Below are 26,917 nucleotides of genomic sequence, written 5' to 3' on the forward strand. Positions count from 1 at the left end.
GCTAACAGCAGCCGTCGTCGTCAGCGCCGCAGACGTCGCCGTAGTCGATCCCCGTCTCGTCGCCGATCGCCTCGTTACACTGCATCACCATCGTGGTGAACGCGAACTCCGCCGACGATTCCTTCGCGGCGGCGAGTTCCTCGCCCAGGGCCTCGGCGGCCGCGACGACCTCGTCATCGGTGGCCCCGTCCGCGTCGGAACCGCGTTCGGAGGCGCTCAACAGCACCCACCTCCGGTGGACCGCGCGAACTCCTCGCCGATCGCCTCGCTGATTACGTCGTTCGTCTGCTGGAGGAGGTCGACGAGATCGCTCTGTGCGGCCTGGTGCCGCTGGATCGTTTCGTCGTTCGACATCTCAGCCTGAAGCTGCTTCAACTCGGCCATCACCGACTGATCGAACCCGCCGCGTTGCATCTGTTGTTGCTTTCGTCGGTACTCGCGGAGTAGCGCCATCGCGTCGTCGTCCGCCTGAAGCGCCTCGTCGGATTCGACGAACCGCCGGTACGTTTCCGACTCGCCGAGGACGTCGAGGAACTCGCGGAGCGCCGCCTCGACGTTCTCCCCCGCGCCCGCTTCGGCGGCCTCGTCGCTCGCCGGGTCCGCGACGCTCTCCGTCGCGTCGTCGGAGTTCCGCGCGTCGCTCACGAGGGAGTCACCTCCGGCGCGTCCGCGTCGGCGACGTCCGCCAGCCCGGTAACCTCGTCGCCGAAGGCGGTCAGCTCGTCGAGGCCGATCGGCTCGTCCCGGCGGAGCGGGGCGAGCATGAGCGGCGCGTCGAACCGGTCGCGGATCTCCGTCAGGTACTGCGCCTGCTGCGCGCGTCGATCGGCGAAGAAGGCGTTGTCGCCGTACTCCTCGGGGAGGAGGTAGTTGGCGACGACCAGCGAGGTCTCGATGCCGACCTGGTCTCTCAGGTCGGCGGCCGCGCGGTACGCCTCCATCATGGGCGTGTACTCGGGGTACATCACGAACGCGAAGGTGCTCTGCTCGGGGTCTTTCATCGTCTCGATGACTTCGTCGTACTGGTCGCCCTTCGCAGGCGCGGCACCTTTCGTCAGCGAGCCGAGGTCCATGAACCCCTTCCAGTCGGATGGGAGTTCGAGCAAGCGGAGGGTGTGACCCGTGGGTGCCGTGTCGAAGACGACGACGTCGTAGCCGTCCTCGTCGAAGTAGCTCACGAACTTCTCTAAGGCGGCCATCTCTTCGGCGCACGGCGACTCCAGCTCCTCCTCGACGTTCGCGATCGCGGCGTCGACGTCTATCTGGGTGTCCTCCTTGTTCTCGTACATCTCGGTGACGTGGTCGAGGACCTGCTCGCGGTACTCCGCAAGCGCTTTTTCCTGATCGATCCGCGCCGCGTCGAGGTTGGCCTGGCCGACCGAGGTGGGCTCATGGCTTACGGGCTCGCCGAAGATGTCCTCCAAGTGCGCGGCCGGGTCGGTCGTCACCACGAGCGTCTCGTGGCCCGCCTCGGCGAGCTTCGTCGCTGCCGTCGCGGCGACCGTGCTCTTGCCGACGCCGCCCTTCCCGGTGAAGAAGAGGTACTGCGTCTCCTCGCCGGGCGTCAGCTGTTCGACGACTGCGTCGGTGTCAGCGGTCCCGTCGAAGTCGACCGTCCCGTCGGCGTCCGCGTCGGTCGCCGCGCCGATGTCGACCGTCGCCTCGTCGCCGTCGTAGAGGACGCCGGCCACGTCGGCAAGCAGGTCGAGCCCCGCGATCTCGCCGGGCTGGAGCGGGTACGTCGCGGTCGCGTCGGCGTCGAACTCCTCGCGGGCGCGCTCGATGACGGCCTGCTCGTCCGCGCGCTTCCCCTCGAAGAACGGGTCCTCGCACACCGACTCGGGGTGGTAGCCGTTGAGGATCAACAGCTGCGACTCGATGCCGAGGTCGCCGAGGTCGCCCGCGCTGCGCTCGATCTCGTCGATCGAGGAGTCCTCGGGCTTGCCGACGAACGCGAACGAGGTGCGCTCGCCGTCCTGAAGCGCGTCGATGGCGCGCTCGTAGTCCTGCTTGCGCTCTCCCATCGACGCGGCGGGGCCGATACAGGTCGATCCGCCCTTCTCCAGTTCGGCGTTCCAGTCGGAGGGGAGCTCCATCAGCCGGATGGTGTGGCCCGTCGGTGCCGTGTCGAAGACGACGACGTCGTACTCCGGGCTGTCCATGAAGTCGACGAAGTTGTCGAAGGCGGCGATCTCGTCGACGCAGGGGCTGTTGAGCTGCTCTTCGACCGTCCGGATCTCCTCGTCGCCGAGCAGCTCCCGCATCGGCTCGATCGTCTCCTGGCGGTACTCCTCGGCGGCGACGTCGGGATCGATCTCGATCGCCGAGAGGTTCTCTATCCCGTCGATCGCGGTGACCTCGTGACCGATCGACTGCCCGAAGATGTCCGAGAGGTTCGGTGCGGGGTCGGTGGTCACCAGCAGCGTCTCGTAGTCGTTGTCGGCGAGCCACGTCGCGGTCGCGCAGTTCACCGTGCTCTTGCCGACGCCGCCCTTCCCGCTGAAGAAGACGAACTCTGTCTCGTCACTGCTCGGTTCGACGACCTCACGCGCGCTCGTTGCCGTTGACTGTGATTGTGCCATTTATTAGGCCTCCTGTGGCGTCGCGCCCTCGCCGATCGCGGCGGTCAGTTCGTCGTACGAGAGGTACTCGCCCTCGGCGATGATCTGGTCATCGACGACCGTTATCGGAAGGATCGACGGACCATCCTCCTGAACGCGGTCGTAGATCCGCTGCGTTTCGAGGAACTGGTCGATGTTGTGCTGCATGTTCGCCCGATTGACCTGGAGGTCGTCGAACGCGTCTTCGAGCTGGTCAAGCGCCGCGCTGACCTCGACGAGCTCCTCGTCGGGGTCGGGACCGCAGACGCCGGTGGAACAACACATCGCTTCTTCGTACAGGGTGAGTTCGGTCATGATGGGGTCGGATCGCCGTCGATCGTCTGAGCCGTCGTTCACAGAAACGCGCACCGATGACGCGCAAACTGTGATCGGTTCGTTTGAACAATCCCTCATATGATTATAAGTCCTTCGGTCGGGTTCACTCGCGGCGGTCGCGCCGTTGGAGGCTCGTGACGGCCAAGGGCCGCGCTCAGCCGGCAGATCTGCCGGTACTGCGGCGATCTGAGTGTTTCGGGGCCGTTCCGCCTTACCGTTCCAGTTCACCTGTGAGGGGATTTAACCCGAGATCCGGCGTTTGTTCCGATGGAGTCGGTCGCGGCGGTGGCCGCGCTCGTCACCTGAACTCGAACGCTCATCGCACGGGATAACAGATGAACAGTTACTATCTCGTTTGGTCGGCGGGCGCACTCGTTAAAACGGCGATTCACAACGCTTAATCCCGTATCAGTTCAATCGTACCGCATGTCATCGACCGATCGGCTCCAGCGGTACATGGCCGACGAGTGCGGCTCCTGTACCGACGAGGACCTCTCCGAGCGGCTCGCGGAGCTGGAGGAACTAAACGAGAGCGTCGGCGGCTCGGACTTGGAGACCGATGTCGAGCTGCTGTCGGCGCTCGCGAACGAGACGCGGTACAAGATCGTTCGCATGCTCCACGCGGCCGACGGCGACGAGCTGTGCGTCTGCGAGTTCTCGCCGCTGTTGGACGTGAGCGACAGCGCGATCAGCCACGCGCTCTCGAAGCTCACCGACGCCGGGCTCGTCGCGCGCCGGAAGGAGGGGAAGTGGCGGATGTACCGCGCCACGCCGCGCGCGAACGCGGTCCTCGTCGCGCTCGACGGCTCGCGGTCGCTGTGAGCGAGAAGCCGCGCAGCTGATCGGTTTAGATCGGCGTTTCGAACGGGCTCTAGACCGAAGATCCGGGGAAGGCTCTCCGGAAATAGATATCACTCAGAGAGATATCCGGCCGTCCACAATATTTTAATATCTGAGCATTTGTTCATTTGTTATGGAGCAACGCGCGCCGGAAGTCGACTCGGACGGGAATCGGGACACCGAGATGAACGTCGATCTGACGTTGAGCGAGGAAAGCAGACGACAGCGCGGTAGTACGGATGATGTCGGAGCGTTCGGGAAGCGAACCGGCTCGTCAGATCTGCGGTTTTTCGAGGGGATCCTCCCCGAAAGCGACGGGGATATTATAAGCGATCGTTCAATCGAAGAGCAGTTTTCGACCACGCTCGACAACCTCGAGTCCGCGCTCGCCGACAGTCGGCAGGCGACGTTCGGCGACGTGATGAAACTCGAGATCCAGCTCACGGACCCGAGCGCCGCGGAGGCGATCGACCGCGTCTACGAGTCGCGGTTCGACGACGTCGACTTGCCGCCGCGGACCGTCGTCGGCGTTTGCTCGCTCCCCGGCGGCGCGGACGTACAGCTCGATGTGATCGCGGCCGAGGAGTAGCCGCCGCCTCCGAGACACCACTTATGAATGTTCATCCGTCTACACGCCGGTATCGCCCGCTAGCCGACTTTCCCGAGGCCACGGAGGTGAGACTGCCGTGAGCGACGCCGTCCATGAGCACGGGCCGGACTGCGACTGCGAGGCCTGCGGGGATCCGCGGTCGATGGACTTCCTCGACAAGTACCTCACCGTCTGGATCTTCGGTGCGATGGCGATCGGGATCGGTCTCGGCTACGTCGCGCCGTCGGTCACCGGTCCGATTCAGGACCTCCACCTCGTCGAGATCGGACTCGTGTTGATGATGTACCCGCCGCTGGCGAAGGTCAACTACGGACAGCTCCCGGCGGTCTTCAAGAACGTGAAAGTGCTCGGACTGAGCCTCGTCCAGAACTGGCTCATCGGGCCGACGCTCATGTTCGGGCTGGCGATCGTGTTCTTCAGCGGGCTCGTCCCCGGACTCCCCGCCCGCCCCGAGTTCTTCCTCGGACTGGTGTTCATCGGGATGGCTCGCTGTATCGCGATGGTACTCGTCTGGAACGAGCTCGCGGAGGGTTCAAACGAGTACGCCGCGGGCCTCGTCGCGTTCAACAGCGTGTTCCAAATCCTCACCTACGGCGTGTACATCTGGTTTTTCGCGCTGTTTCTCCCGCCGCTGCTCGGCATGGAATCGCTGGTCGCCGGGATCTCCGAGTTCGGGATCAGTCCGCGACAGGTGTTTGAAGCGATCGCGGTCTTCCTCGGCATCCCCTTCGCGGCGGGGATCCTCTCGCGGTTCGTGGGGACACGGGCGAAGGGTGTCGAGTGGTACGAGGAGGCGTTCGAGCCGACGATCAGTCCGCTGACGCTGATCGCCCTGCTGTTCACCGTGATCGTGATGTTCGCGATGCAGGGCGAACGCATCGTCGCACAGCCGAGCGACGTCCTCCTGATCGCGGTGCCGCTCACGGTTTACTTCGTCGTGATGTTCTTCGTGAGCTTCGGGATGGGCCGCGGGATCGGTGCCGACTACTCGACGACGACGGCGATCGGCTTCACCGCCGCGAGCAACAACTTCGAACTCGCGATCGCCGTCGCCGTCGCGGTGTTCGGCGTCGGCTCCGGCGTCGCGTTCGCGACGGTCATCGGCCCACTCATCGAGGTCCCGGTGCTGCTCGCCCTCGTGAAGGTCGCGCTGTACCTGCGAGACAGGTACGACTGGCGGGGATACACGACCGGACGGTTGACCGACCCGTCCGCCGACGAGGACGGAACGACCGGATCGGCTGCGGACGACTGACTACGAGTTCGACCGGCGAAACAGACACAGCGCGTTCGACCGAAAAAAGCGACGCGGCGCGTTCAGACGCCGGGGACGCCGAACGCGGTGATTCCGAGCCCGAGAACCCCGTTCAACACGAAGATGACTGCCAGCGCGGCGGCCCATGCGACCACGCCCATAATGGCCGCGTCCTTCCACCCGCCGGGGTACCGCCACTTGATCACCCATACCCACGCGACCAGCGCGACGAGCGAGCCGATCACCGGGATCAGCGACCCGATGGCCCACGCGACGGCCCCCAGCAGGGCCGTGACCACCGCGTGCGAGTAGTCGTCGACGTCCGCGACGATCCGACCGCTAATGTAGATCCCTAATCCTCCGACCAACAGCGCGACGACGAACGAGACGATTGCTCCCAGTACCATGCGTACTCCCCCTCGATTCGGAGTGATATAACGCGGGGGCAGAGTCACGGCGAATGACACGTTGAGACGGAGCGCCCGCGCGACGGGCGTTCGGCCCCGGATCGCCCCGAGCCGGTCAGTACAGCAGTTCGTCGTCGTTCTCGATCATGTACAGCGACCGGGCGGCGATGTTGACGGCGTGGTCGCCGACGCGTTCGAGGTCGCGGATCGTGAGGAGAAGCCGCGAGACGTTCCGCATCGTCCCCTCCACGTCCTCGTCGTCGCGCAGTTCGTCGCGCTCGATGAGGTCGCGGACGACCAGTTCGCTCGCGGCCTCGCAGGCGGCGTCGAGGTCGTCGTCGGCCTCGGCGACGGCGTAACAGCGGTCGGGGTCCGACTCCGCGTACGCCGCCATCGCCTCCTCTAGCATGTCCAGCGTGTCGTCGCCGATGCGCTGGACGTCCACGTCGGGGAACACCTCGCGGTCCGCCCGCTTGGCGTACTCGCCGAGGTTCGTCGCGAGGTCCGCGATCCGTTCGAGGTCGGTGATGATCTTGAACGACGCCGCGATGAACCGCAGGTCGCCGGCGACCGGCTGCTGGAGCGCGATCAGGTCGGTACACTGCCCCTCCAGTTCGAGGTAGAGGTCGTTGATCTCGGCGTCGCCGGTGATCACTTCCTCGCCCAGCTCCTCGTCTTGCCGTTCGAGGGCGTCGAGTCCCATGCGGAGGCGCTCGGCGACGACCTCGCTCATGTAGAGGACGTCGTCGCGGAGCCCCTCCAGTTTCGTCTGGTACTGTTCGCGTGGCATCGTGCTGGCGTATCCGCCACGCCGGACGCACAAAAACACGTCGGCGACGGCGAGAAACCGGACGCAATCTCCGGTTGTCCGGCGTACGGTCGAACGCTGCCCGCGAGTTCGGTGTCTTATGCGTCGGGACGAAACGGCGGGTCATGTCACGAGAGCTCGACCCGTCGCGACGGCGGGTGCTGCGCGGCGTCGCCGCCGGGGTGACGGCCGGGACCGTCGCCGGGTGTACCGGCGGCGGCTCCGACGGCACGGGGGACGGAACCGACGGCGGAGCGGGCGGCGGCGAGCCGGTCGCCGGCGGGGAATTGGTGTACTCACAGCAGGTGTCGCCGATCGAGTTCGACCCGATCGTCGTCAACGACATCTACTCGCAGCAGGTGTGCTCGCAGGTGTTCGAGCCGCTGTACGCCTACGACGAGAGCACGAACCCGGTCCCGCACCTCGCGCGCGGCGAGCCGACTGTTGAGCGCGACGGGACCCGGTACGTCGTCGAGCTGCGCGACGGGCCGCGCTTCCAGAACGGCGACCCCGTCACCGCCGAGGATGTCCGCTACTCGCTTCTCGCGCCGGTCGAAGAGGAGACCGCGAACGCGCCGGACGTGGAGATGATAGACGCGGTCGAGGTCGTCGACGACCGGACGGTCCAGATCGACCTCCAGTACGGCTACGGCCCGTTCTACACGCTCGCGCTGACGCGGAACGTGGTGCCGGAGTCGGTCCGCGAGGCGGACAAGGAGGCGTTCAACCTCGACGCCCCGGTCGGCTCGGGCCCGTTCGAGTTCGACGACTGGACCGAGGGCGAGTACGTGGACCTAGTGAAGTGGGACGACTACTGGGGCGAGTCGGATCCGTACCTCGACCGCCTCCGGTTCGAGCCCGTCGAGGAGAGCACGACGCGCGTCGTCTCCTTGGAGACCGGCGAGTCGGACGTCGCAGACGGGATCACCCCCCAGACGTGGGAGACGGTCGAGGAAGCGGACAACATGACGCTCCAGTCGGAGCCGGGCATCTCCTACTACTACATCGCGTTCAACTGCAACGAGGGGCCGACGGCGGACCCGCAGGTCCGGGAGGCGATAGACTACGCCGTCTCGATGGACCAGGCGGTGTCGAACTTCATCGAGCCGGCCGGCGAGCGCAACTACGGTCCGGTTCCGCTCCCGGTCGCCGACTCGTGGGACTTCTCCGTGGACGAGTGGGCGGACATCGGCCACGACCGCGACGTCGACCGGACCGCGGAGCTGCTCGCGGACGCCGGCGTGCCCGAGGACTACAACTTCCGGATCATCGTCCCGCCGGACGATCTCCGCGAGCAGATCGGCATCTCGGTCTCGAACGGGCTGAACGAGGCCGGCTACGAGGCGGAGGTCCGCCGGTACGACTGGGGGACGTTCCTCGACACCTACGACACCGGCAACGAGGACGACTACAACATGTACGCGCTCGGGTGGCTCGGCGGGCCGGACCCGGACTCGTACGTGTACAACCTGTTCCACGACGAGCAGATCGGCGCGACCAACGGGACCTACTACGAGAACGGCGAGCTCATGGAGGAGATCATCGACGCGCGCCGCGCCAGCGACATCGACGAGCGGCGCGATCTGTACGAGTCGATCATCCCGACGGTGCTGGAAGACCGGGTCCACCTCCCGAGCTACAGCCTCCGCGTCTCCATCGGCGTCCGCGACCACGTCAACGACTTCGTCGCCCATCCGCGCTCGCAGTACAACCCGCGGGTCCTGAGCGACTACAACAACGTCTGGCTCGACCGCTAGCGGCCCCCCCGCCGCCGCGCGGCGCGGACTCGGTCGAAGCGTTCAAACCCCGCCGCGACGACGGCCCGCACATGGAGAACTTGGAAGACATCGTCCTCGACGACAACGAGGAGGCGCTCGCGCCCGCCGTCGTGATCGCGACCGTCGCGCTCCTCGCGGTGTTCGTCGTCGGCGTCCTGGTCTCGCTCGTCGGTCTCGTCGCCTGACCGGCTCGCCGGACTCGCCGCCCGACCGTATCGCAGCTCCGACGAGGCCGAGTCGAGACCGACCGTTCCGCCCCCGACGTTTTTGACGCCCCGCGGGGTGGTGACGGTATGGACCGCCGGACGCTCAGGGACCTCCTCGACCGCAACGACGACCACGTCGCTGCGCTCGCGCCCGGGGCCTTCGACCGCCACCGCGACGGCCAGCGCCCCGGCGTGGTCTCCGTCTGCTGTTCCGACTCGCGCGTCTCGCAGGAGGGGATGTTCGCCGTCGACGAGCCGGGATTCCTCTTCACCTCCGGCGCGATCGGGAACAGCGTGAGCGCCCTCGTCGACGGCGAGCGAGTCCTCGACGGGAGCGTGGCGTACCCGCTCCGACACACCGACACGGAGGTCCTCGCCGTGGTCGGCCACACCGGGTGCGGCGCGGTCGGCGCGGCGCTCACCGCGGCTCGCACCGGCGAGTATCCGGCCGAACCGGGCGTCCGCGCGGACGTCGAGGCGCTGGTTCCTATCGTCGAGCGCGGGCTGGACGACCCCGCCGTCGTCGGGCCGGACGCCGGCGCGACCGACGGCGAGAGCGGCCTCGAAGCGGACAGTGATGCCGGCATCTCGGTCCGCGACCGGCTCGTCGAGTACAACGTCCACGAGCAGGTGGCGTTCGCCCGCGGCCGCGAGGAGGCGGCGGACGCGACGGTGTACGGCCTCGTCTACGACCTCCACGGCGTCTACGGCGGCCGCGACGGGACCGCCTACCTCGTCAACGCCGACGGGGAGCGGGACCCGGCGGCGCTGCGCGACCTCGTCGGCGAGGCGCGCGCGGACCACGTGGCGTCGCTGCTGTAGCGCGGCGTCGCTCCGCGACCTCGCGTCACAGACGCCGCCGTCGCTCCGCGGACCGGGGTGACCGCATCCGACAACCGTTTCACCGCGACGCCCGAACGGGGTTCAAATGGACCGACGCGTGCTGTTCGCGACGCTGATCCTGCTGGCTGGCGGCGCGACCGGCGTCGGCGTGGCGCTGTTCGCGTTCGTCGGCGTCGACGACGCCACCGCGGAGACCGAGGTCGTCTGGGAGTCCGAACCGGCGGCCGGCGACGACGGCACCGGCGCGGTGATCGCGACGGTCGACGGCGACCCGCTGCTCCTCCGACCGGCGGTCGAGAACGGCTCACGGGTCGTCAGCGCGGCGGTCGTCGGGACCGACGAGACCGCCTGGACGGTCCCGGTCTCCGGACCGGACGCCGAGCGCGGCGGCGGCGACGACGCGAACGGGAGCGACGACGATCCGGTCGGCGTCAGCGGACTCACCGCGGGCACCCTCGGCGGCGACCCCGTCGTGGCGCTCACGACGGCTCCGGGGTCGCTCGTCGTCGTCGACGCGACCGACGGGAGCCGGCGGTTCGCGGTCGACGTCGGCGGCCCCGGCGGGCTCCGCCCCGCGATCGGTGACCTCACCGGCGACGGCAATCGAGAGGTGGCGGCGGTCTCGACCGACGGGTCCGTCCGTATCGTCGACGGCGGGGGCGGTTCCGTCGCCGAGGCCTCGCTGTCGGGGGAGGTCGATCGCCGGCCGCTCGTCGTCGAACCCGACGCCGAGGCCGGCGAGCGCGGCGGCCTCGCGGTGCTGACGAGCGCGGGCGACCCGGCGACGGTCCACCTGCTCGACGAGACCGGCGAGGCGCGCTGGACGGCGACGCCGGGCGTGAATCCCCTGAGTTGGAACGCCGCGGACAGCGAGAACGGCCCCGTCATAGCCCTCGGCGGGTCGAACGGCAACTTGGAGACGATCGAGACGAGCGACGGGTCGGTCCGGTACGAGATCGGGCTTCAGGACGACCCGGTCGCGGTCGGCGACGCGGACCCCGGCCGGGTGTACGTCGGGGGGTCGGGGAGCGTGTGGGCGGCGAGCCTACTCGACGGCGAGGTTGTCTGGAAACAGCAGTACGGCGCGTCGACGCGGATCAACGAGCCGCGCGTCGGCGACATCGACGGCGACGGTGACATCGGTCCGGTCGCGGTCAACCGCAACGGCGAGGTCCTCGCGATGACCCGGAGCGGCAGCGTGACGGCCCGCGGCGGTCCCGAGGCCGTCGTCTACGGCGGGCCGCTGTTCGCCGACGTCACCGGCGACGGCGGCGACGAGGTGGTCGTGGTCGCCGACGACGGGACGGCGGTCGCGCTCGACACCTGAGCAGGCGGAGTGCCCACGGCTGGGTCGGCTCCGCCGGGGCGTTCGGAGTCCGACGGTGACCGGTCGCCGAACGCGGACGGCAGACCCGGAACCGGGTCGCGGCGTTCCGCTCACCCGCCCTCGGAGTTTAGGGGATCGAAACTCCCCAACCCGGTCCAAGCGAGGCCGACGACGAACACACCGATCGCCGTCGCTACGCCGCCGACCACGTTCGCCGTCGCCGCCGTCGACACGGCCCCGACGCCGACCGCGGCGACGATCGTCGCCGGGAGCCGAAAGCTATCGGCCCGGTAACTGTAGACCGCGAGCACCGCGAGTGCGAGGGTGAACGGGATACCGAAGAGGAGCAGCACGTAGAGGTAGATTCTGGTACCGAGCCCCGCTCCGTACCCGACCAACGAGTAGCAGTCCGACTCGTAGACGACGTAGTTTTCGACATCGTTATCGGATGAAATACGGAACTGGTCGGGGCTCTCCGTCGTCGTGTACTCGCCGTCCGACCGGAGCGTCGAGAGGAACACCTCTTGAGCGTCCGGCGACAGCTCGTCGAACTCGGACACCCGGTCGGCGTCCGCCGTCTCACACCCCTCCGCTTGCGGTTCGATCCTGTAATCGATCCGCTCGGCGTCGGTCTGTGTCGCGTGGTACTCCGTGGCGATCAGCATCCCGCTGGTGAGCGCCAACAGGGCGAGCACGATCACGGGGACGTGGCGGCGCGTCAGATCGGACCGCAGGCGTACGACGCCCCCCCGCGACGAGAACCATCGCGAGGAGGGCTCCCACTACGATAGCCGGAGGTGAGGGCATTGTCCGATCCCTCGCGTAACGCGGGATATGTTTTGTGTGAGCCGACGACCGCCGGCGGAGTTCCGCGTCGATACCGGGCCGAGCGCATTCCGGACCGACCTCCGTTCACGCGACGCGGGTGTTCTGTACTCGCCACGGCCTCGACGGACCGTCAGCGAACGGGGATTCCGACTGAGTCGTCGGTTTATAAGCCGTCATTCTCCGGAAAGCGGGTGACCGCGAAGCGTTCGCGAGCGGCGTTCACCGGAAACGCGGTGTGTCGACTGGGCGAGGGCTACGGGAGCGCGGGCGGTGCGTGGCCGGAAAAGTGCCGAACGCGGAGCGGCCGTCAGTGGTCCTCGTCCTCGTACACCCACGCGGCGGTGTCGAGGTCGTAGTCGACGAGCTCCTCCTCGTCGAAGAACAGGTCGATCTCGCGTTCGTTCGCGCCCTCGTCCTCGTGGTCCGACGCGTGGATCACGTTGTGGCCGAGGTCGAGGCCGAAGTCGCCGCGGATCGTGCCCGGGGCGGACTCGGCGGGGTCGGTCTCGCCGACCATCGCGCGGACCTGTCGGGTCGCGTCCGCGCCCTCCCACACCATCGCGAAGACGGGGCCGGAGGTGATGAACTCGACGAGGCCGTCGAAGAACGGCTTGTCCTCGTGTTCACCGTAGTGATCTTTCGCGAGCTCCTCGTCGAGCTGGACGAACTTCCCGGCGACGAGCTTGAGCCCGCGGTCCTCAAAGCGAGAGACGATCTCGCCGATGAGTCCGCGCTGGACGCCGTCGGGCTTGACCATCACGAAGGTCCGCTCGTCGTGGTGGCTCACTGGTCGTCGCCTCCCGCGCGGTTGCCTTCCTCGGTCCACTCGAGGTCGCGCGCCTCGCGGCCGAGGAGGTAGTTCTTCTCCGCCTTCGAGTCGACGAAGTGGAGGATCTGTCCGTCCTTCTTCACGAACATCGTGCCCGTGCCGGGCTCGATCTCCTCGCCGGTGTAGTCACAGGTGCGTGTCTCGACCATTGGTTATCGCCCTCCGATGGAGTCGGCGTCGCGCTGGGTCTCCCGCAGCTGGAGCACGTCGCCCAGGCGGACGGGACCCAGAACGTTCCGGGTGATGATCCGGCCCTGGTTCGATCCCTCCTGGATGCGGCACTTGACCTGCATGGCCTCGCCGTGCATCCCGGTTTTGCCGACGACCTCGATGACCTCCGCGGTCGTCGAGTCGCCGGTGCCCTCTTCTGCGCTCATGGGAGGTTATCGAAGCTCCGCGACCTTCTCGCCGATGTCCTCGACGTCGTCGGCGGCGTCGCCGGCGTCGACGACGGCGGCGGCGGCCGAGCCGACCTCGAGGCCGGCGGCCTGACCGACTTCGTCCTGCGTGTCGACGAAGACGACCGGGATCCCCTTCTCCTCGGCGAGTTCGGGGAGGTGCATCACGATCTCCTCGGGGGAGACGTCCTCGGCGACGATGACGAGGTCGGCGTTGCCGCGCTCGACGGCTTTGGTCGTCTCGTTGGTTCCTTTCTTCACTGTACCGGTGTCTCGGGCGACCTCGAGCGCTTCGAGGGATCGCTCTGCGAGGTCGGCTGGGGTTTCGTAGTCTACGTAAACGGGCATATGTTGTTCACCTATCCTCCGCGCGGGCTCGCGTGCTCGCACCGTGGTCGGTCCCTAACGGCACGGCACATCATCAACCCCGCAGAGGCTGTGAAGCGACGTAGTCCGGACATCCATAAAAGCGCTTTCAATGTCCTGCGCGTGTGCGAGCGGGGATCACGGGGCGAACTCGCGGACCGGATGGGGAAGCCGACGGTCCGGTGCGGATCCCCCGGAACGGAACCGATAGAGTGCGCGATCGGACTCCGCGCTTTTTAAGCCCGACTCGCGCCTCCCTTCGTGTATCGAATGGTCCGTCTCGTTCACTACTCCGACATCGAGAACGTCTTCGACGACCCGGAGCGGGCGGCCCGCCTCGCCGGTCGGATCCGGGCGCTCTCCGGCCCCGACGCCGCGGTCGTCGCCACCGGCGACACGACCGCGCCGGGCGTCCTCTCGCTCGTCGCGACCGGCAGGCAGGTCCTCGACTTCTACGAGGCGACCGGCACGCTCCTCGACACGTTCGGTAACCACGAGTTCGACTACGGGCCGGACGCGCTGCGCGACCTCGTCGCGGACGCGCCGGCGACGTTCGTCTCCGCGAACGTGCGCGACGAGGCGGGCGAGCCGTTCGGCTGCGACGAGGGCGTCGTCCCGTGGGCCGTCCGCGAGGTGGACGGCGCGACGGTCGGGTTCGTCGGCGTCACCGACCCCGCGACCGACTCGCTGAACCCGATGGCCGCCGACCTCTCGTTCGACGACCCCGTCGCGGCCGCCGGAGAGGCGCTCGCGGAGATGCGGCAGTCGGTCGCGGACGAGGGCGGACTCGACCGCGCGGTGATCCTCTCGCACCTCGGCGCGGGCGACGACGACCTCGCCCGCGAGCTGGACGCGGACGCGGTCCTCGGCGGCCACGTCCACAGCCGCCGGAACGAGACGGTCGCGGACACGCTGTTGGTCCGTCCCGGCGTCAACGGCGAGGCGGTGGCCGACGTCGACCTCGACGCCGAGCCGCCGACGGCGACCCTCCACGAGCCGGCGGGGGCCGAGCCCGCGCCCGGGCTGGCGGACGCGCTCGCCGAGCGGATGGCCGCGGCCGACTTAGGCGAGGTCGTCGACACCGTCGGGGAGCCGATCGAACGCTCCGGCGAGGTGGTCCACGGCGGGGAGTGCCGCGTGGGCAACTTCGTCGCGGACGCGTTCCGGTGGGCCCACGACGCCGACGTGGGATTGTCGAACGCCGGCGGCCTCCGGCAGGGTGACCCGTTCGACGGCGACGTGACGAAGGCGGACCTGATCTCCCTGATCCCCTTCGAGGAACCGGTGGCCCTCGCCTCGGTCACCGGGGGGGAACTCCGCGATGTGCTCCGCGAGATGGCCGCGCCGGAGGTGGACTTCGGCGAGGAGGACTGGTGGCACGGGCACGTCTCGAACGCCCGCCTCGTCTGGGACGCCGACGCCGAACTTATCATGGAGGCGACCGTCGGCGGCGAGCCAATCGACCCCGACGCGCGCTACACGGTCGCAGTCTCCGAGTACCTCCTCCACTCCGAACACGAGTTCCCCACGCTCTCCGAGCGCCACCGGATCGACGAGGCGGACATCCAGTACGAGGTGTTGGCGGCCTACGCCCGCGAGCGCGGCATCGACCCCGAGATCGAGGGACGGATCGAGATCCGGAACCGCGCCGCCGCGGCCGACGACGACTGAGCGCGAACGCGGCGGCAATCGTTTATAAACAAACACGGTGGCGCGTGCCTGCGAGCGCCCGAAGGGCGCGAGACAGCACGCGCGAGGGAGTCGGCCGACCGTAGGGAGGCCGACGAGGTTGGGGAGGCGTGAGGCTGTGCTGTGCGGGGCTGGGAATCGAAGGGGCAGCCGAGAGGCCGGCGTAGACGACGCAAGGACCGCAACGAGGGAGCGATAGCGACCGAGTGAGGACCGCAGCGAGTGTACGCCGGCCTCTCGGCTGGGGCTTCGAGAGTGTCCGTGGCGATCGGTGATTTATCAGGAACCACGCACGGCCTCCCGGCTGGGGCTTCGGGAGTGTTCATGGCCGACCCGCTATCGGCTGCTTGTAATCGACCGTTCAACCATTTATAAATACGAAACGCGAGAGAACCGTTCGAGTCCGCTTCCTCTCAGTCCAAGTCCACGTCGACGCCGGTCTGAATCCCCGCCGCCTTCACCGTGTTATAGAGGAGCATCGCGCGCGTCATCGGCCCGACGCCGCCGGGCACGGGCGTGATCGCTCCCGCGACCTCCTTCGCCGACTCGTACTCCATGTCGCCGACCAGCTCGTACCCCTTCTCCGTGTCCGCGTCGACGCGGTTGATCCCCACGTCGATCACGGTCGCCCCCGGCTTCAGCATCGAGCCGTCGACGAACTCCGGGATGCCGGCGGCGGCGACGACGATGTCCGCGCCCGCCAGCTTCGCCTCCAGGTCCTCGGTCCGCGAGTGACAGACCGTCGTCGTCGCGTTCCCGACGGGACTCTTCTGGATCAGCAGGTTCGCCATCGGCTTGCCGACGATGTCGGAGCGGCCGACGACGACCGCGTCCGCTCCCTCCGTCTCCACGTCGTAGGCGTCGAACAGCTTCTGGACGCCGTGCGGGGTACACGGCTTGAACCGGGCGTCGCCCGCGACGAGGCGGCCGACGTTCTCCGGGTGGAAGCCGTCCACGTCCTTCTCCGGGTCGATCCGGCGGAGGACCGTCCGCTTGTCGACGTGGTCCGGCACGGGCATCTGGACTAAGATCCCGTGGACGTCGTCGCGCGCGTTGAGATCGTCTATCGTCTCGTACAGTTCCTCGGCGGGCGCGTCGGCGTCGATCTCGACGTGGATCCCCTCGATGCCGACCTCCTCGCAGTCCCGCTGTTTCATCGAGACGTACGTCTCGCTGGCCGGGTCGTCGCTCATCAGCACCGTCGCCAGTCCCGGCTCAACGCCGGCGTCGGACAGCCGCGACACCTCGTCGGCGACCGCCTCGCGCACGTCCGCCGCGACCGCCTCTCCGTCGATCGTCTCGGTCATGTGCGACCGTCGGCGACCCCGAGGTAAAAGTGACGCGGGATCGTGGTCATCGAAGCCACTCCAAACCCGATTCGATCCGAGAACGCGGATCGTTTTTCGAACGGGACTACTCCGGGAACAGCTCTTCTTCGCGCTCGACGGCGTCTATCGCGGCGATCTCCTCGTCGGTCAGTTCGAGGTCGGCGGCGGCGAGGTTCGCGCGCAGGTGTCCCTCGCTCGACGCCTTCGGGATCGCGACCACGGGGTCCTTCGCTGTCGCCCACGCGATCGCGACCGCCTCGGGCGTCGCCCCGTGTGCCTCCGCGACTGCGACGACGGCGTCGACCTCGCGCACCCGACCGCCGGCGAGCGGCGAGTAGGCGACGACCGGGTAGCCGTGGTCGCGGGCGTGGTCGAGCAGTTCCGGCCGACGGAACAGCGGGTGGAGTTCGGTCTGGTGGGCCGCGGGCGGGCGGCCGAGGACGTCGACCGCGCGGTCGAGGTCCGCGAGTTCGAAGTTCGAGACGCCGACGTTCCGGACGAGCCCCTCCTCCACCAGTCGGTCGAGCGCGGGCAGCGTCGACTCCGGGTCGTAGTCGCCGCGCGGGCGGTGGACGTACAGCAGGTCGAGGGCCTCGACGCCGAGGCGGGCCGCGCTCTCGCGGGCGGCGGGCGCGACGGCGTCGGCCGCGAGGTCGTCGGTCCACAGCTTCGTCGCCACGGTCACGTCGTCGCGGCCGAGGTCGGCGTCGGCCAGCCCCGCGGCGAGCCCCTCGCCGACGACCGCCTCGTTGTCGTAGATCCGCGCGGTGTCGAGGTGGCGGTAGCCGAGCCCGAGCGCGGTCGCGACCTCGTCGGAGTCGTCGATTCCCATCGTGCCGAGGCCGACGGCCGGGAGATCCATGCCCGAACGTCCGTCCGGCCGCGAGTAAATCCCTGCGTCTCCGCGCGGCGGACCGTCCCCGCTGAGCGACGCGGTCGACCCGCGTTTCGACCCGTTCGCGCCGGGGACTTTTCCTCCCCGGCCGTTCGAAACCGAGATGTCCATGCGAGTTCCTCCCCCGCCTTCCGGCCGTCCCTCTCCCACCGACCGCCCCTCCACAGCCGACCGCCCCTCCACAGCCGACCGCCGCTTCCCCACCGGCTGGAGCGAATGAGTCGGGACGGCACCTGGTCGTTCCCGACTGCCACGGGGGGCGTCGAGGTCGCCCCCGACGAGATCCGGGTCCGGCGACGGCTCCGGCCGGCCGCCGATCACGCCGGGCGGGCGCTCGCGAACGGCCGGCTCGGCGCGCTCACGGACGCGTTCGGCTGGGCCGGCGTCGGCGCGCTCTTCACCGTCCTCAGCGCGGTTCCGCGGCTCCTCTCGGTCGGCGACGGGAGCGAGGCACTCTGGGTGGGCGGCATCGCGGCGGTCACGGTGATCGGGACTCTCGCGGCGTCGGTGGGAGAGAACCGCCGCGAGACGATCCCGCTCCGCGCCGTCGAGCGCGTCGAGTTCGACGGCGACGGGATCGTCGTGGTCCACGAGCCGGACGACGCGGATGATTCCGCCGGCGGACTCGCCAAGACGGAGATCCGGCCGCGCTCGGACGACGCGCGCGCCGACGCCGCGCTCGCGCTGCGGCTCCGGGGGGTCGACATCCGCGGGGTCGACGGGGACGACGCGGTCTCTCGGACGGCGGTCGACGCGCCGAAGACGGAGCTTCTGGAGTGAGTCAGCGGGTCGGACCGACCGCGCGGTCGACGACCTCGTACCCCTGCGCGGCGAGCGCGGGGGCGTAGTACCGCTCGGCGACCCGCCCCTGCGGAAGTCGCCGGAGGCCGAACCGGCGCGTCGGGCGCAGTTCGACGTCGACGACGCTCCCGCCGTCGTCCCCCTCGCGAACCGTCGCGGCGTACGAGGCCCACTGTCGGTCGCCGACCGTGCCGTCGACGTCGACGGTCGCGACGGCGTCGCCCGGTGAGGCGTCGTCTCCGTCGCCCGCGGCCCGCACCTCGGTCTCGACGCCGAGCGCGACGCTCCGGAGCCCGAGCAGGTACGAGAACTCGTAGGTCGCTCGGGTTCCCGTCGGGCGGTCCGAGGCTGCGGTGTCGGCCTCGGCCGGGCCGTCCGGGTCGACGGCGTCGGTGTCGACCGGGCTATCCGGGTCGACGGCGTCGCTCCCGGCCGTCCGCACGTCGGCGGCGACCCCCCACTGGAACGCGAGGACGGGCGGCGTCCCCGAGGCGAACTGCCGGACGACCGCCTCGGGCGGCGCGTCCGTGCGGAGGCGGGTCATCCCGGACCGGCGGTACACCGGCAGCCGGAGGGCGACGACCAGAACCGCCCCGACCGCGACCCCCGGCCAGAACGAGAGCGCGGCGACGGCGGCGAGGAACGCCCCCACGACGAGCAGCGCGAGGGTCCAACTGACGGCGCGCTCGGCGCGGCGGTAGCCCCGCACGGCGTCGTCGAGCGCGTCGCGGTCGGTCGGCGGCGGCGTTCGGGCGTCGGAGGGACTGGAGGGGTCGGTCACGCTCCGAACTCGGAGGGGCGGGAAATCAGGATTACGGTCGCCGCGGTCGCGGGGAGCGAGGGTCGGCGTCGGCCGGAGCGGTCGCCGACCGACGGGGGGTCGCCCCGGGGCGGAGCCGCGCTCAGGCCGAGTCGCTCTCGTCGGCCGGCGCTCGCCCGCAGATGCTCACGAGGTCGTGGAGGTCGTCGATCTCGTAGGTCGGGTGGCAGGCGAGCTCCGTCGACCGCCGGTGCGGGCGGCGGAGGAACGCGGAGTCGATCCCCGCGTTGTCGGCCGCGCGGACGTCCGACTCGTTGTCGCCGACGAAAAGCGCCGTCTCGGCTCCGAGGTCTTCGAGGGCGCGCTCGATGTAGTACGGGGAGGGCTTCTTGCGCGAGAGGCTGGCCACCGAGGGCTCCCGGCCGTACGCGACCTCGAAGTGGCCGCGCAGCCCGAAGTGGTCGAGGAGGGCGTCGACGGTCGCCTGTTGGTTCGAGGAGACCACCCCCAGCGAGGCGTCGAGCGCGCGGAGGGCGTCGACGTCGTCGTACGGCGTCTTGCGTCCCTTCCGAGCGGCGTCGATCTGGGCCGCCGCCGCGGTCTCGTCCCTGACGCGCCAGAACTCCGTCGGGTCCACGCCGTAGCGCTCGCAGATGTCCGTCAGGGTCGCGGGGTCGACGCCGACCGCCACGTCGTCGACGTGCGCGAGGTCCGGGTCCTCGACGCCGAGGCTCACGAACGCGTCCCAGGCGGCCTCGCGGAGCGTGTCGAACGGCGTCCGCCCGACCAACACCCCGTCGTTGTCGAGGACGACGGCGTCGTACACGGCTCACTCTGCGTCGCTAACGGGCAAAAAGGTTTCACACGCCGTTACGCGGCGCTCCGAACGCCGGCGGTCGGACACTCAGACGCCGAACAGCCGGACGAACAGCCCCGCGAGCACCGCGAGCGTCCCGGCGATCACGCCGACGAACGGGACCGGAACCGGCAGCGGGATCACGATCAGCGCGACGCCGAGCGCGATCAGCGCGGTCGAGAGCTTCACGGGCGAACACCGTCCGCGACGCCCAAATACCTTCAGGTGAGTTCCGACCGCCGGACGACGCGTCCCGAGAGACGGCACGACTCCCGCACTTTCAATACCCGGCCGGTCGAAGGCTCAGATCGGACCATGAACATCTCTGATATCGCGGTGTCGGAATACGTCGAGGTCGACGTCGATGAGCGGCTCGCCAAGGTCCGTTCTATCTTCGAGCGAGAGAACCCCAAGGGGATCGTCGTCGTCGAGGACGGCGAGTACGCGGGCGTCGTCGGGGAGAAACAGCTCATGCGTTCGCGCATGGAGGACGACACGAAGGTGTCGGCGGTGATGAAGCCGGCCCCGTCGGTCGACCGACACGAGGACGTCCGGGAGACCGCCCGACTCCTCGTCGAGGGGGACGTGAAGATCGCGCCGGTCTACGAGGGCGAGAAGCTCTACGGCATCGTCACGGTCGACCAGATCCTCGAGGCCGTCATCGAGAGCCTCGACGCGATCACCGTCGGCCAGATCGCCACCGAGGACGTGATCGGCATCGGCGAGACGGAGAGCGTCGGCCGCGCCATCAACCGGCTCCGCGAGAACGGCGTCTCCCGGCTCCCCGTCCTCGACGACGACGGCGACCTCGTCGGCGTCGTCACCACGAACGACATCGTGGAGTTCGTCGTCCGCGACCACGAGCGGCAGGGCAGCGGCGACCGCGCGGGCGACATCGACCGCATGCTCGACATCCCCGTCTACGACATCATGTCGAGCCCGGTCGTCACCGCGACCGAGGACGAGACGGCCCGGGCGGTCGTCGAGCGCATGTTCGACAACGAGGTCTCCGGGCTGGTCGTCACGCCCGCGGACACCGATACCGTCGCCGGCATCGTGACGAAGACCGACGTGTTGCGCGCGCTGACGTTCACCGAGCAGGACTCGATGGACGTCCAGATCACGAACGTCGACCTGCTGGACGGGACCTCCCGCGAGCACGTCGTCGAGTCCATCGAGCAGGTCGCGGACAAGTACGCGGACATGCACGTCATCCACGCGCACGTCCGGCTCCACGCTCACAAGGAGAAGCTCCGCGGCACGCCCCTCATCCAGTGTCAGATCCGCCTCCGCACCAACGAGGGACAGGTCGGCGGCTCCGGCGAGGGGTACGGTGCCGAACACGCGTTCCACGTCGCGCTCGACAAGTTAGAGCGGAACGTCCTCGAGATCAAGGGCGTCAACGCCGACGAGGAGTACCGCGGCCAGCTCCTCCGGAAGCTCGGCGAGCTGTGAGCCGATAGGGGGCCGCACGCGGGCGAATGCCGGTCCGATCTCGGCGGTCGTCCCGTCGCCCTCGACGAACCGACTTCCGCCCGTTCCGACCCGCGTTTTCGTCGTCTCGCTGCCGGCGCGCTCTTCGGAGGATCGTCCGTGATCGGCAGCCGTCGGCTATCCGTCCGCGTCGTCGGCTATCCGTCCGCGCCCTCGGCGAGTCCGTCGGCGACGATCCGGAACGCGGCGGTGTCGCCCGCGGGCTTCGAGCGGTGCTTTTCGAGGGTCGCCCGGCGGTTCCCGCCGCGGAACCGGTCGACGCGGACGATCGCGCCGGTCCAGTGGTTGAGGGTGTTGCCGCCGAGCGCGCGGTCCCGGTCGCCGTCGGGGTCCGTGAACACCTGGTTCGTGATCACGACGGCGACGTCGTGCCGCCGGGCCAGAGAGAGGAGGTGCGTCACCTGCTTTGCGACCTTCCGGAGCGACTCGCCGCCCTCGGTGTCGCCGGCGCGCTCCAGCCGGTAGAAGCCCGTGGCGGAGTCCAACACGATCAGATCGACCTCCTCCGCGAGCTCCTCGGCGTCGCGGACCGCCTCGCGCTGGTCGTCGAAGTCGTACGCCTCAGAGATCACGAGCCGCGCGGCGAGTTCCTCGAGGGTGTCGTCGCCGTCGCCCCGGTCAAGTCGACCCTCCGCCAGCTGTTCGAACCGGTCGATCGAGAGCCCCTCGGTGTCGATGTAGAGGGCGCGGTCGCCGCGGGCCGCGACCTCGACCGCCGCCGAGAGCGCGAGGTTCGTCTTCCCCGCGGCCGGCGGGCCGTACACCTGCGTGACGACGCCGCGCTCGAAGCCGCCGCCCAGCAGCTCGTCGACCGGGCGACAGCCGGTCGGGATCGGATCGCTCACTAGACGGCGGTTCGGCCGCGCTCGTATTTAAACGGTCGATCGCGGCGGCGACGGCGCGGTACGCGTCGCTCGACGCGGTGATACGCGCCGGTCGCCGGGAGAAACGCGGTTGCTCGTCGCGAGAAGTGTCGCTCGCCGACGGCAGCGCCGTCGCTCGTCGGGCGGTGATAAGTGTGAGAGAAACGGAGATGGCGTCGTTCGCGTCGAGCGACGGCCGAAATCCGGTAGTGCGTGCGGACCTGTCGTCCGCGACGTGGGGGTTAGTTGCGGACGAGGTTCGTCGCGCGGGGTCCCTTGGGGGACGATTCGATGTCGAATTCCACTTCCTGACCCTCCTCGAGGTCCGGGCCGCCGACGTCTTCCATGTGGAAGAACACGTCTTCGTCGTCGTCGAGGTCGCCGTCGTCAGTCGAGATGAAACCGTAGCCGCCAGTATCGTTGAAGAAATCAACCTTACCGTTTACAATTGCGAATAAACGTACAGCCCGTACGGCGATAACCCTTGCGAGGGTCACGGTACCACGGAGGTTCCGGACGTTCGTCTATCCGGGAAGCACCGAATACCGCCTCGTTCCGGGGCGCTCCGGCCGACGTTGCGACGCGCCCGGTCGTGTTCACCGCGTGCCACCAGCCGCGGGGTTCATTTACGCGCGACCACGTAGGTCGGACAACGACATGGACCGCCGCCACTTCCTCCGCTCGCTCGCCGGGACCGGCGTCGTCGCCGGTACGACCGCAACGGCCGGCTGCGCCGGCGTCCTCGGCGACGGCGACGCCGACGGCTCCGACGATCCCCACGCCGAGGAGACGATCCTCGGCCCGCCGGAGCAGACCCGGGGCGACCCGGTCCATCCGATCCGCGGCGACGAGATGCCCGAGTTCAGCGTCCCCGACCCGATCACGGGCGAGGAGATATCGACGGCGGGGTTCGAGGGCGAGCGCGCGTACCTGTGGACCTCCTTCTACACGAGCTGCCCGGACGGCGTCTGCCCGGCGCTCATCCTCCGCCTGCGGCGCGTACAGGAGGTCGCGGCCGAGGAGGGGTTCGGCGACGAGGCCGCGTTGCTGCCGCTCACGTTCGACCCCGAGCGCGACACGGCCGAGGTGCTCCGCGAGTACGCGAGCCAGCGCGGGGTCGATCTGGACGCCGGCAACTGGCACTTCCTCCGCCCCGAGAGCTACGAGGCGGGCGTAGAGCTGATGGACGAGAACTTCGGGCTCAAGATCGAGAAGACGGACGCCGAGGGGTACGAGAACCTGGAGTACGCGTTCCCGCACTACGGGCTCATCCTGCTCGTCAACAAGCGGGGGATCGTCGAGCGCGCGTACCCGCGCGGCCCGGCCACCGACGTCGAACGGATCGTCGACGACTTCAGACGGGTGGTCACGGCGTGAGACGGCGGCACCTACTGGCGGGACTCGCAAGCGTCGGCGCCCTCGGCGGAGCCGGGGCCGTCGCGACCGGCAGGGTGCCGAACGCGCTCGGCGGCGAGGAGGCCCCCGAGCCGATCGAGCCGGTGACGATCGACACTATCGAGGCACCGGGTAGCCGCGACGGAGAAGTGACGCTACCCGCTCCCGACCGCCCGACGTTCGTCGACTTCTTCGGAACGTGGTGTCCGCCCTGCGCCGAGCAGATGCCGGCCCTCGCGGAGGCCCACGACCGGATCGGCGACGAGGTGCTGTTCGTCTCGGTGACGACGGAACCCGTCGGCGACGAGGTCAGCGAGGAGGAGGTGGTCGAGTGGTGGCGCGAGAACGACGGCGACTGGCTCGTCGCGGCCGACGTGACTGCCGAACTCGCATCGCGATTTCCGATCGGGAACTACCCGAGCGCCCGCGCCATCGACGCCTCGGGACGCGTCCGCTGGGCGACCTCCGGCACCCACACCACCGAGGAGTTCGTCGCGGGCATCGAGCGCGTGGTCGGCGATGACTGACGACCGATGACCGACGTCTCGCTCGCGACGAACGTCCCGTTCGCGGTGACCGCGGGCGTGGCGACGTTCTTCTCGCCGTGCGCGTACCCCCTCCTGCCGGGGTACGTCGGCTTTTACGTCAACTCCGTCGACGCGGACTCCGCCTCGATCCTCGGCGCGGGCGCCCGCGGCGTCGCGGCCGCGATCGGCGTGCTGGCGACGTTCGCGCTGCTCGCCGGGGCCACCGTCCGGATCGGCTACTCGACGCTGTCGAGCATCACCGTCTTCGAGACGCTCGTCGGCGGCCTCCTCGTCGTCTTCGGGCTGCTCGTCGTCGCCGGGCGAGCGCCGTCGGTCTCGGTGCCGCTGCCGGAGCGCCGCACCGGTATCTTCGGATTCGGGCTGTTCGGGGCGGGCTACGCGCTCGCCGGCGCGGGCTGCGTCGCGCCCGTGTTCCTCGGCGTCGTCGCCCGCGCGATCGCGCTCCCGTCGGAGACGGCGGTGCTCGTCGTCGGCGTCTACGCCGGCACCGTCGCCGTCCTGATGGCCGCGACCACGGTCGCGACCGGCGTCGGCCTCGTCAGCAACGCGAACCGGGTGATGGCCCACGCCGGGCTGCTGAAACGGATCGCGGGCGCGGTGATGGTCGCCGCCGGGATCGGACAGCTGTACCTCTCGCTGGTCGTGTACTGAGACGAACGCGCTGAGCGACCCGTGGGAGACGCCCGCACGCCGTCCCGTATCTTCTTAACTGATAGCGCGGAACATTCGGACAGCCGAACCGAACGGTTCGGTCCCCGCACACGATGAATCTCGATCAGTTCACCGCCGAGAACGCACCGACGGACGGCGCGGAGCCGTTCCAGCGCGAGAACAGCTACACCCTCGATGTCGCGGTCGCCGGCACGGTCATGGCGAAGGCCGGGTCGATGGTGGCGTACACGGGCGACGTGTCGTTCACCGGGAAGGCCTCCGCCGAGGGCGGGATCACCGGCTTCCTCAAGGAGGCCGCCACGGGCGAGGGGACGCCGATCATGGCCGTCGAGGGCGACGGCCACGTCTACTTCGCGGACGACGGCAAGAAGGTACAGGTGATCGAACTCGACGCCGACGAGTCGATCACGGTCAACGGCGAGGACGTGCTCGCGTTCGAGGAGTCGCTCTCCTACGAGATCAACACCATCGACAGCCTCGCCGGCGCGCTCGCCGGCGGGTTCAGCAACGTCTACCTCGAAGGGCCGGGGTACGTCGCGCTCACCACCCACGGCGATCCCATCGTCTTGGAACCGCCGGTGGCGACCGACCCCGCCGCGACCGTCGCGTGGGGCGGCACCTCGCCGGACGTGGAGGTGAACCGGAGCCTCTCGGACATGATCGGACAGGAGTCCGGCGAGCGCTACCAGATGCGGTTCGACGGCGACGACGGGTTCGTCGTCGTCCAGCCCCGCGAGGAGCACGCCTGAGTCCGGCCGAGAGGCCAGAATCCGCGGCGCGACGCTATCGCGCCGCCAGCCAGTCGGCGAAGTCGCCGGTGAGGAACCCGGCGTAGTCGACGATCCCGAGGTACAGCGAGACGATCACGACGATCACGATCGGGATCCGGACGGCCCAGATCCACGCGTCGCCGAGGCCGCCGAGGTCCGCGATCCCCTTCTGTAGTTCCTCGCGGCCCACGTGCGGGATCACCCAGCCGACGAACAGCGCGAGCAGCAGCGAGCCGAGCACGAGCAGGATGCCGTCCGCGAGCAGGTCGTATAAATCGAGGAAGATCAGGTCGACGGTGACGGGCACGCCGAGCAGGAAGACCGCCACGCCGACCGCGGCCGACGCCGGGATGCGGGCGACGCCGACCTCGTCGATCAGGTACGAGACCAGCACTTCGAGGATGCTGATCGCGGAGGAGAGCGCCGCGATCCCGACCATCCCGAAGAAGACCACGCCGAGGATCCGGCCGCCGGGGATGCCGGCGAACGCCGACGTGAGGCTCACGAAGATCGCGCCGGGACCGCCCGTTCCCGGCTCGATACCCACCGAGAAGAGGACGGGGAAGACGACGAAGCCGACGAGGACGGCGACGAGCGTGTCGAGCGTCGCGATGATCCCCGCGTCGGCCGCGAGGTTCCGGTCCTCGCCGAGGTAGGAGGCGTAGGTGATCATCACGCCCATGCCGAGCGACAGCGTGAAGAACGCCTGTCCGGCGGCGGCCGGCAGGATCTCGGTCCAGTTGGCCGCGATCGTTCCGAAGTCGGGCGAGAGATAGTAGGCGTACGCCGCGCTCGCGCCGTCGAGGGTGAACCCGTACGCGGCGAGGCCAAGCAGGAGGACGAGGATGGCGGGGACCATCACCTTCACGCTCAGTTCGATCCCGCGCCGGACGCCGGCGGCGATGATGCCGATGACGCAGAGCATGAAGACGGCGTGGAAGAGGAGCGTGTCCAGTCCGGTCGACACCGTGCCGAACAGCGCCTCGGCCTCGGCGGGGTCGGTGAGGGTGAATCCCTCGGTGATCCCGATAAGCGTGTACCGCAGGAACCAGCCCGCGACGACGCTGTAGTACGAGAGGATGATGAAGCCGGTGACGACGAACAGCCAGCCGGCGTACGACCACGCGCCGCTGCCGAGTTCGCGCAGCGCGCCGACCGGGTTCAGGTCGGTCCGCCGCCCGATGACGAACTCGACGAGGATCGCCGGGAACCCGATCAGCGCGACGAACGCCAGGTAGGTTATCAGAAACGACGATCCGCCGTACTGGCCGGTGATGAAGGGGAACCGCCAGATGTTCCCCAGCCCGACCGCGCTGCCGACCGCGGCGAGGATGAACCCCGCTCGCGTCGCCCATGTCTCGCGTGCCATTGGTACCGGAGGAATTCCGTTGGGGCGTAAAAACGTGTCTCTCCGG

General features: G+C 69.0%; 33 protein-coding genes. 14 read left to right on the forward strand and 19 right to left on the reverse strand.

Features of this window, described 5'->3' with window-relative positions:
* Window position 1 precedes the first annotated feature (1 nt).
* Genes hcsS through arsD form a run of 4 tightly spaced genes read right to left on the reverse strand, consistent with a single transcriptional unit; the run spans window position 2 to window position 2,915 of the window.
* Window positions 2-226, reverse strand: coding sequence for a halo-CC-star protein HcsS (gene hcsS / locus NAF06_RS10345; RefSeq protein ID WP_008583590.1), 225 nt, complete (start codon window positions 224-226; stop codon window positions 2-4).
* The gene (hcsL, locus tag NAF06_RS10350; protein WP_008583587.1) at window positions 217-645 is read right to left on the reverse strand and encodes a halo-CC-star protein HcsL; all 429 of its coding nucleotides are present in this window, start codon (window positions 643-645) and stop codon (window positions 217-219) included. The genes hcsS and hcsL overlap by 10 nt, the downstream gene beginning before the upstream one ends.
* On the reverse strand, window positions 642-2,582 hold the full coding sequence (arsA, locus tag NAF06_RS10355; RefSeq protein ID WP_008583585.1) for an arsenical pump-driving ATPase: 1,941 nt from the start codon (window positions 2,580-2,582) through the stop codon (window positions 642-644). The genes hcsL and arsA overlap by 4 nt, the downstream gene beginning before the upstream one ends.
* A gap of 3 nt (window positions 2,583-2,585) precedes the next feature.
* Window positions 2,586-2,915 (reverse strand): arsenite efflux transporter metallochaperone ArsD, encoded by a 330-nt coding sequence (arsD, locus tag NAF06_RS10360; protein ID WP_008583582.1) that lies wholly within the window; start codon window positions 2,913-2,915, stop codon window positions 2,586-2,588.
* 447 nt (window positions 2,916-3,362) lie between these two features.
* On the opposite strand from arsD, the gene NAF06_RS10365 reads away from it, so the two are divergent.
* The 3 genes from NAF06_RS10365 to arsB all read left to right on the forward strand — a co-directional run bounded on the left by NAF06_RS10365 (window position 3,363) and on the right by arsB (window position 5,641).
* Entirely contained in the window at window positions 3,363-3,758 is a 396-nt protein-coding gene (locus tag NAF06_RS10365; RefSeq protein WP_049908723.1) for an ArsR/SmtB family transcription factor, read from the forward strand.
* A gap of 151 nt (window positions 3,759-3,909) precedes the next feature.
* The gene (locus NAF06_RS10370) at window positions 3,910-4,365 is read left to right on the forward strand and encodes a RidA family protein (protein WP_008583578.1); all 456 of its coding nucleotides are present in this window, start codon (window positions 3,910-3,912) and stop codon (window positions 4,363-4,365) included.
* Window positions 4,366-4,462: 97 nt separating this feature from the next.
* The gene (arsB, locus tag NAF06_RS10375; protein WP_049908721.1) at window positions 4,463-5,641 is read left to right on the forward strand and encodes an ACR3 family arsenite efflux transporter; all 1,179 of its coding nucleotides are present in this window, start codon (window positions 4,463-4,465) and stop codon (window positions 5,639-5,641) included.
* A gap of 62 nt (window positions 5,642-5,703) precedes the next feature.
* Here arsB and NAF06_RS10380 read toward each other — a convergent pair whose 3' ends face one another.
* Both NAF06_RS10380 and phoU read right to left on the reverse strand, forming a co-directional pair.
* The gene (locus NAF06_RS10380) at window positions 5,704-6,048 is read right to left on the reverse strand and encodes a hypothetical protein (protein WP_008583573.1); all 345 of its coding nucleotides are present in this window, start codon (window positions 6,046-6,048) and stop codon (window positions 5,704-5,706) included.
* A gap of 115 nt (window positions 6,049-6,163) precedes the next feature.
* Entirely contained in the window at window positions 6,164-6,838 is a 675-nt protein-coding gene (phoU, locus tag NAF06_RS10385) for a phosphate signaling complex protein PhoU (RefSeq protein ID WP_008583571.1), read from the reverse strand.
* Between the two features lie 143 nt (window positions 6,839-6,981).
* Between phoU and NAF06_RS10390 the strand changes: the two genes are divergently transcribed.
* The 4 genes from NAF06_RS10390 to NAF06_RS10400 all read left to right on the forward strand — a co-directional run bounded on the left by NAF06_RS10390 (window position 6,982) and on the right by NAF06_RS10400 (window position 11,010).
* A complete protein-coding gene (locus NAF06_RS10390; RefSeq protein ID WP_008583569.1) occupies window positions 6,982-8,613 on the forward strand; it encodes an ABC transporter substrate-binding protein in 1,632 nt (543 codons plus the stop codon).
* A gap of 71 nt (window positions 8,614-8,684) precedes the next feature.
* A complete protein-coding gene (locus NAF06_RS15485; RefSeq protein WP_006628109.1) occupies window positions 8,685-8,819 on the forward strand; it encodes a hypothetical protein in 135 nt (44 codons plus the stop codon).
* Window positions 8,820-8,927: 108 nt separating this feature from the next.
* On the forward strand, window positions 8,928-9,662 hold the full coding sequence (locus NAF06_RS10395) for a carbonic anhydrase (protein ID WP_008583566.1): 735 nt from the start codon (window positions 8,928-8,930) through the stop codon (window positions 9,660-9,662).
* Between the two features lie 106 nt (window positions 9,663-9,768).
* Window positions 9,769-11,010, forward strand: a complete 1,242-nt coding sequence (locus NAF06_RS10400) for an outer membrane protein assembly factor BamB family protein (protein ID WP_008583565.1) — start codon at window positions 9,769-9,771, stop codon at window positions 11,008-11,010.
* A gap of 110 nt (window positions 11,011-11,120) precedes the next feature.
* On the opposite strand, the gene NAF06_RS10405 is transcribed toward NAF06_RS10400, so the two are convergent.
* The 5 genes from NAF06_RS10405 to rpl7ae form a co-directional block, all read right to left on the reverse strand.
* Window positions 11,121-11,711: a DUF7979 domain-containing protein gene (locus tag NAF06_RS10405; protein WP_008583563.1), complete on the reverse strand. Its 591-nt coding sequence runs from the start codon at window positions 11,709-11,711 to the stop codon at window positions 11,121-11,123.
* A 434-nt stretch (window positions 11,712-12,145) separates the two neighbouring features.
* Window positions 12,146-12,625, reverse strand: coding sequence for a nucleoside-diphosphate kinase (gene ndk / locus NAF06_RS10410; RefSeq protein ID WP_008583560.1), 480 nt, complete (start codon window positions 12,623-12,625; stop codon window positions 12,146-12,148).
* Window positions 12,622-12,816 carry a 50S ribosomal protein L24e gene (locus NAF06_RS10415; RefSeq protein WP_006628113.1) on the reverse strand — a complete coding sequence of 65 codons (195 nt, stop codon included), beginning with the start codon at window positions 12,814-12,816 and terminating at the stop codon, window positions 12,622-12,624. The genes ndk and NAF06_RS10415 overlap by 4 nt, the downstream gene beginning before the upstream one ends.
* Window positions 12,817-12,819: 3 nt before the next feature.
* On the reverse strand, window positions 12,820-13,044 hold the full coding sequence (locus tag NAF06_RS10420) for a 30S ribosomal protein S28e (RefSeq protein WP_004595321.1): 225 nt from the start codon (window positions 13,042-13,044) through the stop codon (window positions 12,820-12,822).
* Between the two features lie 6 nt (window positions 13,045-13,050).
* Window positions 13,051-13,413: a 50S ribosomal protein L7Ae gene (gene rpl7ae / locus NAF06_RS10425; protein ID WP_008583557.1), complete on the reverse strand. Its 363-nt coding sequence runs from the start codon at window positions 13,411-13,413 to the stop codon at window positions 13,051-13,053.
* 288 nt (window positions 13,414-13,701) lie between these two features.
* Here rpl7ae and NAF06_RS10430 point away from each other — a divergent pair, with 288 nt between their 5' ends.
* Window positions 13,702-15,102, forward strand: coding sequence for a bifunctional metallophosphatase/5'-nucleotidase (locus NAF06_RS10430; RefSeq protein ID WP_008583555.1), 1,401 nt, complete (start codon window positions 13,702-13,704; stop codon window positions 15,100-15,102).
* Between the two features lie 431 nt (window positions 15,103-15,533).
* Here NAF06_RS10430 and NAF06_RS10435 read toward each other — a convergent pair whose 3' ends face one another.
* On the reverse strand, window positions 15,534-16,427 hold the full coding sequence (locus NAF06_RS10435) for a bifunctional methylenetetrahydrofolate dehydrogenase/methenyltetrahydrofolate cyclohydrolase (RefSeq protein WP_008583530.1): 894 nt from the start codon (window positions 16,425-16,427) through the stop codon (window positions 15,534-15,536).
* Window positions 16,428-16,533: 106 nt separating this feature from the next.
* Window positions 16,534-17,310 carry an aldo/keto reductase gene (locus NAF06_RS10440; RefSeq protein WP_008583528.1) on the reverse strand — a complete coding sequence of 259 codons (777 nt, stop codon included), beginning with the start codon at window positions 17,308-17,310 and terminating at the stop codon, window positions 16,534-16,536.
* A 249-nt stretch (window positions 17,311-17,559) separates the two neighbouring features.
* On the opposite strand from NAF06_RS10440, the gene NAF06_RS10445 reads away from it, so the two are divergent.
* A complete protein-coding gene (locus tag NAF06_RS10445; RefSeq protein WP_008583526.1) occupies window positions 17,560-18,123 on the forward strand; it encodes a hypothetical protein in 564 nt (187 codons plus the stop codon).
* 1 nt (window position 18,124) lies between these two features.
* On the opposite strand, the gene NAF06_RS10450 is transcribed toward NAF06_RS10445, so the two are convergent.
* The 3 genes from NAF06_RS10450 to NAF06_RS10460 all read right to left on the reverse strand — a co-directional run bounded on the left by NAF06_RS10450 (window position 18,125) and on the right by NAF06_RS10460 (window position 19,949).
* Window positions 18,125-18,925 carry a hypothetical protein gene (locus NAF06_RS10450; protein ID WP_008583524.1) on the reverse strand — a complete coding sequence of 267 codons (801 nt, stop codon included), beginning with the start codon at window positions 18,923-18,925 and terminating at the stop codon, window positions 18,125-18,127.
* A gap of 121 nt (window positions 18,926-19,046) precedes the next feature.
* Window positions 19,047-19,730 (reverse strand): HAD family hydrolase, encoded by a 684-nt coding sequence (locus NAF06_RS10455; RefSeq protein WP_008583522.1) that lies wholly within the window; start codon window positions 19,728-19,730, stop codon window positions 19,047-19,049.
* 78 nt (window positions 19,731-19,808) lie between these two features.
* Window positions 19,809-19,949, reverse strand: a complete 141-nt coding sequence (locus tag NAF06_RS10460; RefSeq protein WP_192813806.1) for a hypothetical protein — start codon at window positions 19,947-19,949, stop codon at window positions 19,809-19,811.
* A 126-nt stretch (window positions 19,950-20,075) separates the two neighbouring features.
* On the opposite strand from NAF06_RS10460, the gene NAF06_RS10465 reads away from it, so the two are divergent.
* Window positions 20,076-21,215 carry a CBS domain-containing protein gene (locus tag NAF06_RS10465; protein ID WP_008583520.1) on the forward strand — a complete coding sequence of 380 codons (1,140 nt, stop codon included), beginning with the start codon at window positions 20,076-20,078 and terminating at the stop codon, window positions 21,213-21,215.
* Between the two features lie 176 nt (window positions 21,216-21,391).
* On the opposite strand, the gene radB is transcribed toward NAF06_RS10465, so the two are convergent.
* On the reverse strand, window positions 21,392-22,099 hold the full coding sequence (gene radB / locus NAF06_RS10470; protein ID WP_008583518.1) for a DNA repair and recombination protein RadB: 708 nt from the start codon (window positions 22,097-22,099) through the stop codon (window positions 21,392-21,394).
* 260 nt (window positions 22,100-22,359) lie between these two features.
* Window positions 22,360-22,566 carry a cold-shock protein gene (locus NAF06_RS10475; protein ID WP_049908719.1) on the reverse strand — a complete coding sequence of 69 codons (207 nt, stop codon included), beginning with the start codon at window positions 22,564-22,566 and terminating at the stop codon, window positions 22,360-22,362.
* 208 nt (window positions 22,567-22,774) lie between these two features.
* Between NAF06_RS10475 and NAF06_RS10480 the strand changes: the two genes are divergently transcribed.
* From NAF06_RS10480 to NAF06_RS10495, 4 genes are all read left to right on the forward strand, one after another.
* A complete protein-coding gene (locus tag NAF06_RS10480; RefSeq protein WP_008583514.1) occupies window positions 22,775-23,494 on the forward strand; it encodes an SCO family protein in 720 nt (239 codons plus the stop codon).
* On the forward strand, window positions 23,491-24,039 hold the full coding sequence (locus NAF06_RS10485) for a TlpA family protein disulfide reductase (protein ID WP_049908714.1): 549 nt from the start codon (window positions 23,491-23,493) through the stop codon (window positions 24,037-24,039). Before NAF06_RS10480 ends, NAF06_RS10485 begins: the two co-directional genes overlap by 4 nt.
* 6 nt (window positions 24,040-24,045) lie before the next feature.
* Window positions 24,046-24,711 carry a cytochrome c biogenesis protein CcdA gene (locus tag NAF06_RS10490; protein ID WP_008583511.1) on the forward strand — a complete coding sequence of 222 codons (666 nt, stop codon included), beginning with the start codon at window positions 24,046-24,048 and terminating at the stop codon, window positions 24,709-24,711.
* A gap of 113 nt (window positions 24,712-24,824) precedes the next feature.
* Complete coding sequence (locus tag NAF06_RS10495) at window positions 24,825-25,481, forward strand: AIM24 family protein (RefSeq protein WP_008583508.1); 657 nt, start codon at window positions 24,825-24,827, stop codon at window positions 25,479-25,481.
* 34 nt (window positions 25,482-25,515) lie between these two features.
* Here the strand turns inward: NAF06_RS10495 and NAF06_RS10500 are convergent, their stop codons facing one another.
* Window positions 25,516-26,871, reverse strand: a complete 1,356-nt coding sequence (locus NAF06_RS10500; protein WP_008583506.1) for a sodium-dependent transporter — start codon at window positions 26,869-26,871, stop codon at window positions 25,516-25,518.
* Window positions 26,872-26,917 lie beyond the last annotated feature (46 nt).

It is taken from the genome of Halorubrum hochsteinianum, from assembly GCF_023702125.1.
Taxonomy (GTDB): Archaea; Halobacteriota; Halobacteria; order Halobacteriales; family Haloferacaceae; genus Halorubrum; species Halorubrum hochsteinianum.